Source organism: Aeromonas sp. 25-AL00135, assembly GCF_054052385.1.
Genome location: NZ_JBSTYQ010000004.1, coordinates 285,663 through 294,205 on the forward strand (window position 1 = coordinate 285,663; position 8,543 = coordinate 294,205).

8 protein-coding genes and 1 pseudogene are annotated in these 8,543 nt (G+C 60.2%); 3 read left to right on the forward strand and 6 right to left on the reverse strand.

Going from position 1 to position 8,543, the window contains the following annotated elements:
• Positions 1-43: 43 nt before the first annotated feature.
• A complete protein-coding gene (gene aceK, locus ACW5XC_RS05455; RefSeq protein WP_042052974.1) occupies positions 44-1,771 on the forward strand; it encodes a bifunctional isocitrate dehydrogenase kinase/phosphatase in 1,728 nt (575 codons plus the stop codon).
• 78 nt (positions 1,772-1,849) lie between these two features.
• Here the strand turns inward: aceK and tesB are convergent, their stop codons facing one another.
• Complete coding sequence (gene tesB / locus ACW5XC_RS05460) at positions 1,850-2,716, reverse strand: acyl-CoA thioesterase II (protein WP_005338122.1); 867 nt, start codon at positions 2,714-2,716, stop codon at positions 1,850-1,852.
• Positions 2,717-2,906: 190 nt separating this feature from the next.
• On the opposite strand from tesB, the gene ACW5XC_RS05465 reads away from it, so the two are divergent.
• Complete coding sequence (locus ACW5XC_RS05465; protein WP_042052971.1) at positions 2,907-3,635, forward strand: type 2 periplasmic-binding domain-containing protein; 729 nt, start codon at positions 2,907-2,909, stop codon at positions 3,633-3,635.
• A gap of 156 nt (positions 3,636-3,791) precedes the next feature.
• On the opposite strand, the gene rluB is transcribed toward ACW5XC_RS05465, so the two are convergent.
• The 5 genes from rluB to rnm form a co-directional block, all read right to left on the reverse strand.
• Positions 3,792-4,715, reverse strand: coding sequence for a 23S rRNA pseudouridine(2605) synthase RluB (rluB, locus tag ACW5XC_RS05470; RefSeq protein WP_005347347.1), 924 nt, complete (start codon positions 4,713-4,715; stop codon positions 3,792-3,794).
• Between the two features lie 134 nt (positions 4,716-4,849).
• On the reverse strand, positions 4,850-5,422 hold the full coding sequence (scpB, locus tag ACW5XC_RS05475) for an SMC-Scp complex subunit ScpB (RefSeq protein ID WP_042052969.1): 573 nt from the start codon (positions 5,420-5,422) through the stop codon (positions 4,850-4,852).
• Positions 5,406-6,275, reverse strand: coding sequence for a segregation and condensation protein A (locus ACW5XC_RS05480; protein WP_005347349.1), 870 nt, complete (start codon positions 6,273-6,275; stop codon positions 5,406-5,408). Before ACW5XC_RS05480 ends, scpB begins: the two co-directional genes overlap by 17 nt.
• Positions 6,268-6,888 (reverse strand): L-threonylcarbamoyladenylate synthase, encoded by a 621-nt coding sequence (locus tag ACW5XC_RS05485; protein WP_005338129.1) that lies wholly within the window; start codon positions 6,886-6,888, stop codon positions 6,268-6,270. Before ACW5XC_RS05485 ends, ACW5XC_RS05480 begins: the two co-directional genes overlap by 8 nt.
• Positions 6,889-6,994: 106 nt before the next feature.
• Positions 6,995-7,876, reverse strand: a complete 882-nt coding sequence (rnm, locus tag ACW5XC_RS05490) for an RNase RNM (RefSeq protein ID WP_033137086.1) — start codon at positions 7,874-7,876, stop codon at positions 6,995-6,997.
• 339 nt (positions 7,877-8,215) lie between these two features.
• Here rnm and ACW5XC_RS05495 point away from each other — a divergent pair.
• Positions 8,216-8,543, forward strand: a pseudogene (locus tag ACW5XC_RS05495) (IS3 family transposase); the annotation flags it as partial.

Here is an 8,543-nt window from a genome sequence, read left to right on the forward strand (position 1 = left end):
ATCCTTCGCGCTATCGGCCCGACAGATCACAAGGAAGAGAGAGATGCAGCAGCCATTGGAACAGGCCGTCGCCGAGACTATCTTGCAACGCTTCGAGTCGTTTTACAGCCGGTTTCTCGAGATAACCCAGGGCAGCAAGAGCCGCTTCGAGAACAGTGACTGGCTGGGGGTACAGCTCGCCGGGCGCGAGCGAATTCGCCTCTATGACCACCATGTGGGGGCTACCGCCAGCTCCATCCGCCAGATGATGGGGGAGCACCACGCCACCCAGGAGCTGCTCAAGCGGGTCAAAAGCGCCTTCAGCGATCTGCTGCCCAAGTGCGAGAACTTCGAGGTGGCGGAGTCCTTCTTCAACTCCGTCTATCGCCGGATCTTTCGCCATCGCAATATCCGCGACGAAAACCTCTATATCCACCCCTTCGTCAGCCGTGGCGAAAAACCGGACCTGAGCGCCCTGCTGCGCATCTATCGCACCGATCTGGCCCACCTGCCGCAGACCCTGAGTCAGCTGCTGGGGGATTACAGCTTCACCCTCCCCTATGAGGACAAGCAGCGGGATATTGTCGACATCCACCGCCATCTTGCCGAGAACGGCCCGCACATCCTTCATGATGAGCCGTTTGCCATCGAGCTGCTCAAAGAGGTGTTCTACCGCAACAAGGGGGCCTATCTGGTGGGGCTTATTCGGGTCAAGGATCAGGTGTTCCCCTTTATCCTGCCCCTGCTCAGCACCGGCCACAGCATCTATGTGGATACCGTCATCTTCGAGCCGGATCTCGCCTCCATCGTGTTTGGCTTCGCCCGCGCCTACTTTATGGTCTATGCCCGCGAACCGGCGCTGTTTGTCGCCTTCCTGCGTCAAATCATGCCCCACAAGCCCGATTACGAGATCTACAACGCCATCGGCTGCCAGAAGCACGGCAAGACCGAGCTCTATCGCCACTACCGCCACCATCTGGCACAGAGTCGGGATCAGTTCATCATCGCCCCCGGCATCAAGGGGATGGTGATGAGCGTGTTTACCCTCCCCTCCTACGATGTGGTGTTCAAGGTGATAAAAGACGAGTTCACTCCCCCCAAGGATGTGAGCCACGAGCAGGTGAAAGCGAAATACCGGCTGGTAAAACAGCACGATAGGGTTGGCCGGATGGCCGATACCCAGGAGTTCACCAACTTCGAGTTTCCGCTGGATCGCATCTCGCCGGAACTGCTTGCCGAACTCAAGACGGTGGCACCCTCGGCGCTCACCATCAGCGACGACAAACTGGTGATCAAGCACCTCTACACCGAGCGCAAGATGATCCCCCTCAACCTCTATCTGGACAAGGCGGACGAGCAGCAGACGCGGCTCGCGCTGGAGGAGTACGGCAACGCCATCAAGCAGCTGGCGGCGGCCAACATCTTCCCGGGGGACATGCTGTTCAAGAATTTTGGCGTCACCCGTCACGGCCGGGTGGTTTTCTACGACTACGACGAGATCTGCTACATGACGGAGTGCAACTTCCGCCAGATCCCGCCGCCCCGCTACCCCGAGGATGAGTGGAGCGCCGAGCCCTGGTACTCGGTGGCCCCCAACGATATCTTCCCCGAGGAGTTCGCCACCTTCCTGCTGCAAAAGCCGCAGGTGCGGGAGATCATGCTGCAGCTGCACAAGGAGATGTTCGACGCCAACTACTGGAAGATGCTGCAGAGCAACATCAAGGTGGGGGTGTTCGAGGATGTCTACCCCTACCGGCGCAAGAAGCGCTTCAAATACCAGCGCGGCGGCTGATCCCGCAGAGTCCGCGCACATCGCAGCAACGAAAACGGGGTGGCCCAAGCCACCCCGTTTTGCTATCCGCTTTGCGCCTTAACTGCCGCGACGGCGGATCACCCCCTCCTGCATGGTGCTCGCCACCAGCACCCCGTCGCGGGTAAAGAACTGACCGCGCACCAGACCGCGACCGCTGCTGGCGCTCGGGCTGTCTACCACGTAGAGCAGCCAGTCGTCGAAGCGAAAATCCCGGTGGAACCACATGGAGTGATCGATGGTCGCCACCTGCATATCCGGTTCCCAGTACGACACCCCGTGCGGCTGCAGCGAGGTGAGCAGGAAGTTGAAGTCGGAGGCGTAGGCCAGCAGGTATTTGTGCACCCGCAGATCGTCCGGCATCTGGCCGTTGGCCTTGAACCAGACGTGACGCACCGGATCCTGCACCGTCGGCCGAATAGGGTCGACCAGGGTCACCGGGCGCATCTCGATGGGCTGCTCGCAGAGGATCTTGTCGCGCAGGGAGGCCGGGATCAGGTTCTCGTAGGGGCGCACCAGCTCCAGCTCGCTCTTGAGCTCCTCCGGCGGGGTGATGCCGGTGGGCATCTGCGCCTGATGCTCGAAACCGTCGGCCGGCACCTGAAACGAGGCGTTGAGATAGAAGATGGGCTTGCCGCCCTGAATAGCCTTGACCCGACGGGTGGAGACGGTCTGGCCGTCACGGATATTCTCCACGTCATAGACGATGGGACGGGTCACATCCCCCGGACGCAGGAAGTAGGAGTGAAAACTGTGAACCTGACGGCCGGTCTCGACCGTCTGCTTGGCGGCTGACAAGGCCTGCCCCATTACCTGTCCGCCAAACACGGCCCGCAGACCGAGATCCTGGCTCTGGCCCCGAAACAGGCCCTCCTCGATTTTTTCCAGCGCCAGCAACGCCAGCAGCTCATCAAGTACCTTGCTCATCGTTCACTCCTCTATCAGAGCCGCACAGGCTAACAAGCTCACCGGAGCAGAGCAACCGCCACAACCCCTTCCGCCCGCCAAAGGGAACGCCAAGGGCCATACACCGCGACCAGCAGCATTTATCGAGTCTGTTTTTTCCTTGCCAGAACCGCTACGCTGTCAGCAATCGATAGAGGTGAGGTCACCCGCCATGCACATCCGTTATCCGGTCACGCCCTCTGCCTCTTATCGCCTCCGCTCGTCCCTTCGCTTTCTTGCCACCCTGTTTGCTCTTTCGCTGCTCCCGGCCGCCACGGTGCAGAGTGCGGTAATTATCACCGGCGAATTGCCCCCCTACTCTTCAGCGACGCTGGCCAATGGCGGCGAGCTGGCAAGCAAGGTGCTCACTACCCTCAAAGCGGCAGGCCACCCGGATCTGAGGGTCTCCTACCAGCCCTGGCCGAGAGGACTTAAAAACATCGAGTTGGGCAACGCAATCGCCGCCTTCCCCTTTACCTGGACCAACGAGCGCAGCAACACCCTGCTGTTCAGTACCCCCATCGCCTTCGATATCCAGTCCTGGTACACCACGCCCGACAAGAAGGGGCTGGAATCCCCGCCCTGGCAGCAGAAAACCGCCTGCGTGCCCAAGGGGTGGTTCTCCGATGCCATCGAGCGGGTGACCATCGAGCAGAAGCTGATCGTCAGAACCACCAACCGCCTCAACCAGTGTGTCGAGCTGCTGAAAAAGGGCAAAGTCGATCTGGTGCCCATCAACGACACCTCGAAAAAGAACCTCTCGGAGGAGGACAACGCCGCTCTCTACCGCCTCTCGTTGTTTCGCCAGAACGTCACCTTCTATCTGGTCACCGCCCGCAATGAAGAGGGAGAGATGTTTATCCGCGACTTCAACAAAGAGTGGATGACACCGGCTAACTGAGGAGTGTGAGAGCAATCATTGCCATATGACCGGAGCCAGCCGGCAGCTGGAGGTCACCCGCTAGAGATGAAAAAGGCCCGCACCTGTTGGTGCGGGCCTTTGCTTGGCCGACTGCGCGCTCTTTGACGGGCACACAGTTCGCAACGGGTTGTCGGCTTACTTGCTGCCGGTACCGGAGTTGCGGGTAGAGGCTTGCGGCTTGCGACGGGCGGTGGTGGCGCGGGCACGGGGCTCTTTGCCCTGCATCTCTTTGTGACGCTGCACGGCGCGACGGATCTGGGCGGCCTGCTTGTGACGGCTGGTTTTGCCATCCTGCTGCAGATCGACCTTGGATTCGGTCTCCGGCGGCAGGTTGACCAGACCGCGCAGGTAGTTTACTTCCGGCAGTTTCAGCTCTTGCCAGCCGCCGCGCGGGATGCCGCGGTCCAGCTTGACGTCGCCGTAGCGGATACGCATCAGGCGGCTCACCTGCACTTCCTGGGATTCCCACAGGCGGCGCACTTCACGGTTGCGACCTTCGGTCAGGGTGACGTTGAACCACTGGTTCAGACCCTCACCGCCAGCCGGTTTGATCTTGTTGAACTTGGCGGTGCCATCTTCCAGCTGCACGCCCTTGCGCAGACGCTGCAGCATGGCTTCGGTGATCTCGCCAAAGACACGTACCGCGTATTCCCGCTCCACTTCGTGGCTCGGGTGCATCAGGCGGTTGGCCAGCTCACCGTCGGTGGTGAACAGCAACAGACCGGAGGTGTTGACGTCGAGGCGGCCGACCGCGATCCAGCGGGCACCTTCCATCTTGGGCAGACGATCAAACACGGTGGGACGACCTTCCGGATCGTGACGGGTACACATCTCCCCTTCCGGCTTGTGGTAAGCCAGTACGCGGCAGATCACTTCCTCTGCGGCACGGGTCTTGACCTGGTGACCATCCACCCGGATCACGGCGTTCACTTCGACGCGATCCCCCAGTGTGGCGACCTTGCCATCCACACTGACCCGACCTGCGGTGATCAGGGCCTCCATCTCACGACGGGAGCCGTGACCCGCGCGGGCCAACACTTTTTGCAGTTTTTCACTCATCGGGGTTACCTGATTGTTGATCGCTGCCCACTGGTAAAAGGGGCAACGGGGTTAACTGTAACAAACGCCGGTTGGAGCACTCGCCACAGTTGAAAAATGTATATCTCGGTGACATCGGCACACTTGGGCACCATTCACCGGGCATCGCTCTCCCCATCCACCGCAGAGGGCAACAGGGGTTGCAGCTCAGGATCCAGCTCGGGGAGCTGCTCCAGACTCTGCAGATTAAAGTAATCCAGAAACTCTCTGGTGGTGGCGAGCAGTTCGGGGCGACCCGCCACCTCTTTGTGGCCGATGCTGCGCACCCAGCCACGCTCTTTCAGGGTATTCACTATCTGGCTCGACACCGCCACCCCGCGGATCACTTCGATCTCGGCCCGGGTGATGGGTTGGCGATAGGCGATCAGGGTCAGTGTCTCCATCACGGCGCGGGAATAGCGCGGAGCACGCTCGCTCCAGAGCCGCGAGAGCTCTTCGGCATACTCCTGACGCGCCTGAAAGCGCCAGCCGGAGGCGACCTCTTTGAGCTCGACGCCCCGCGAGCTGTAATCTTGCCTGATCTCGGCCAACAGCAGCTGAACATAGCGACTGGTCACCGGATAATCGGCCAGCACGCTGCTTTTCAGCTCGCTGACATTGAGCGGACGACCGGCCACGAACAGCGCCGCTTCGATCAGGGTCTTGAGTCGTTCAGTGGGCAGCGCCACGGTTGCCCTCCTCGCTCTGCTCGGCCAATGCGAAATGGATTGGTCCAAGCGGTTCTGCCTGCAGGATCCAGATCAGTTGCTCCTTGCACAGCTCCAGCAGGGCCAGAAACGTCACCAGTACACCCATGCGCCCCTCTTCGGCGCGCAGCACCTGCTCAAGGCGCAGGGTCTGCCCCAGCGTGAGCATGGCGAGGATCTCCGCCATGCGCACCCGGGTCGGGATCTGTTCGCGGCGGATCTGGTGATGTTCGAAATGAGTCGCGCGTTTTACCACACTTTGCATGTAAAGGGCGAGCTCAACCAGCGAAACATCGGGCGCCAGTGGCTTGAGGGCGCCAAAATCTGGGGGCAAGGCAGCGGCGATATAAATCTCCCGCTCCACCCGTGGCAGCTCATTGACCCTCTCTGCACCTACCTTGTAGCGCTCGTACTCCTGCAGGCGGCGAATAAGGGTCACCCGAGGGTCTTCTCCCTCATCTTCATCCTCCAGCTCCGGTGCCTTGGGCAGCAGCAGGCGGGATTTGATCTCCGCCAGCCAGGCTGCCATCAGCAGATATTCGGCCGCCAGCTCAAGGTTGAGTCCCTGCATCAGCTCCACGTACTCCATGTACTGGGCGGTGATCTGCAGGATCGGCAGGTTGAGGATATCGAGCTGCTGGCGCCGGATGAGGTAGAGCAGCAGATCGAGCGGTCCCTCGAAGGTATCGAGGAACACCTCCAGCGCATCGGGCGGGATGAACAGGTCTTGGGGCAGCTCGTGATAGGGCTGCCCCAGGACTTTCGCGATGGGTAGTGCGGCGCCAGTCCCCGTCTCGGCGGAAGGGACTGTCACCGGTTCAGCGACATCACTCAAACGGGGTTGGATCTCCGGCGCCGCGACGACGCAATACCGGCTCGTCGTCAGAGAAATCTACCACTGTGGTGGGCTGCTCACCCAGATAACCGCCGTTGACCACCAGATCGATCTGCTTGCCCAGCTTGTCGAAGATCTCTTCCGGGTCGAACTCGGCCATCTCGGAGTCCGGCAGGATCAATGTGGTGGAGAGCAACGGCTCGCCGAGTGCTTCCAGCAGTGCCTGGGCAATCTTGTTGTCCGGCACCCGGATGCCGATGCTCTTCTTCTTCTCGTTCATCAGGCGGCGCGGCACCTCTTTGGTCGCCTTGAAGATGAAGGTGTAGGCGCCCGGGGTATTGTTCTTGATCAGGCGAAATGCGCTGTTGTCGACCTTGGCGTAGGTGGAGATCTCGGAGAGATCGCGGCACACCAGGGTGAAGTCGTGGTTGGCGTCGAGGCGACGGATGCGACAGATGCGCTCCAGCGCCCCTTTGTCACCCATCTGGCAACCCAGCGCATAACCGGAGTCGGTCGGATAGACGATGACGCCGCCGTTCTGGATGATCTGTACCGCCTGACCGATCAGACGGGCCTGGGGGTTTTCAGGATGTACGTAAAAATGCTGACTCATAGCTTGTTCTCGCAATGGGGGCAGCAATACCTGCCCGCTCGTATGGTCACGGGTCAAAGACCCATGACACTACCTTAACCTGTTTGTGGCCGCTTCGCTGGCTCCGTTACCGGCTTGCCAGCAGCTCGGCATGCTGTTCGGTGGTGAGCCCGAAGTGACCAGGATAGGCCAACCAGACGGGCATCCCCTCTTTGGGCAGCCAGAGATGGCGGCCCAGCTCGGTCCAGTTGGAGGGGAAGTGAAAATCCGATCCCACCGAGATATAGAGGTCGTGATCCTTGGCCCACTGGCCCAGATTGGCCCGCTCCTGCGGGCTCTGCTGAGGCAATGACACCTCCATGGCATCGCCACCGGCCGCCTTGAAGGCCACCAGCAGCCGCTTGATCCACTTGGCGGTGAGATCGTAACGGCTGGGGTGAGCCAGCACCGCCAACCCGCCCGCAGCGTGAATGGCGGTGATGGCTTCACTCATCTCGGGCCACTCGGCCGGGGCATACCCTTTATTGCCACGGCTCAGGTACTTTTTGAATACCTTCTGCATGTTGTCGGCAACCCCGCGTGCCACCAGCACCCGGGCAAAGTGGGCACGGGTCACGGCGGCGTCACCGGCGAGCGCCTTGGCCTCTTCATAGGTGCCGGGGATGAGGCACTTCTCCAGACGACGCCCGATTTCCAGCGCGCGCGCCTCGCGACGGGCCAGCTGACCAGCCAGAAAGTCGGTCAGCTGCGGATTTTTTTCATCCACCCCCAGCGCCACGATATGGATCTCGTGATGCTCCCAGCCGGTGGAGATCTCGACCCCGCTCACCAGTCGCAGCGGCAGTTGCTCAGCTTCGATGGTGCGGCGTACTTCATCAAGCCCGGCAAGGGTATCGTGGTCAGTAACTGCTAACACCTCGACCTGTTTCTCGGCGGCGCGGCGCACCAGTTCGGCCGGGCTCAGCACCCCGTCGGAGGCAGTGGTATGGCAGTGAAGATCGAATCTCATCAGGTTATTCCGCTCTCGTGGTCAGGTCACCATTCATGGCAAATCGGTGAAAGAAGGCTAAAAAGCGACTTGACTTGGCCGCGGCTTTATCGTTTTCTGTAGGCACTTCATTGCAAACATCTTTTTACAGGACTTTATCATGCAAACGACTTCCATCCTGACCATCTGGTGGTGGCACACTCCCTGACATGCGGGCGTGTGGTCGTTGCTGTACCTGTAATCTGACAGCAAATTAAGAACCCAAAGAAAAAGCCCGCTGACCCCAGCGGGCTTTTTTATTATCCGGTGTCCCGTCCTGAATATGGTTTACACCTTTCCCCCCAATAAATGGAGAACCCGATGGGACAAGGTGTGAAACGGACACAGCGCGATTACTCGCTGACTTTTAAACTGGCACTGGTCGAGCAGATTGAAAAAGGCGAGCTCACCTACAAACAGGCTCAGGTGCGTTATGGCATTCAGGGCCGCTCCACCGTTCTGGTATGGTTGCGTAAACATGGTCGGCAAGATTGGAGCCAGGGGGCTTCTTTGCGTGCCGGCAGGAGCATCACCATGCCAGACCCCGACAACCAGACGCCCGAACAGCGCATCAAGGAACTCGAGCAACAGCTGGCGCTGATGAGTCAGAAAGCCCAGTTCTTTGAGGCCGTCGTCGATGTACTGAAGA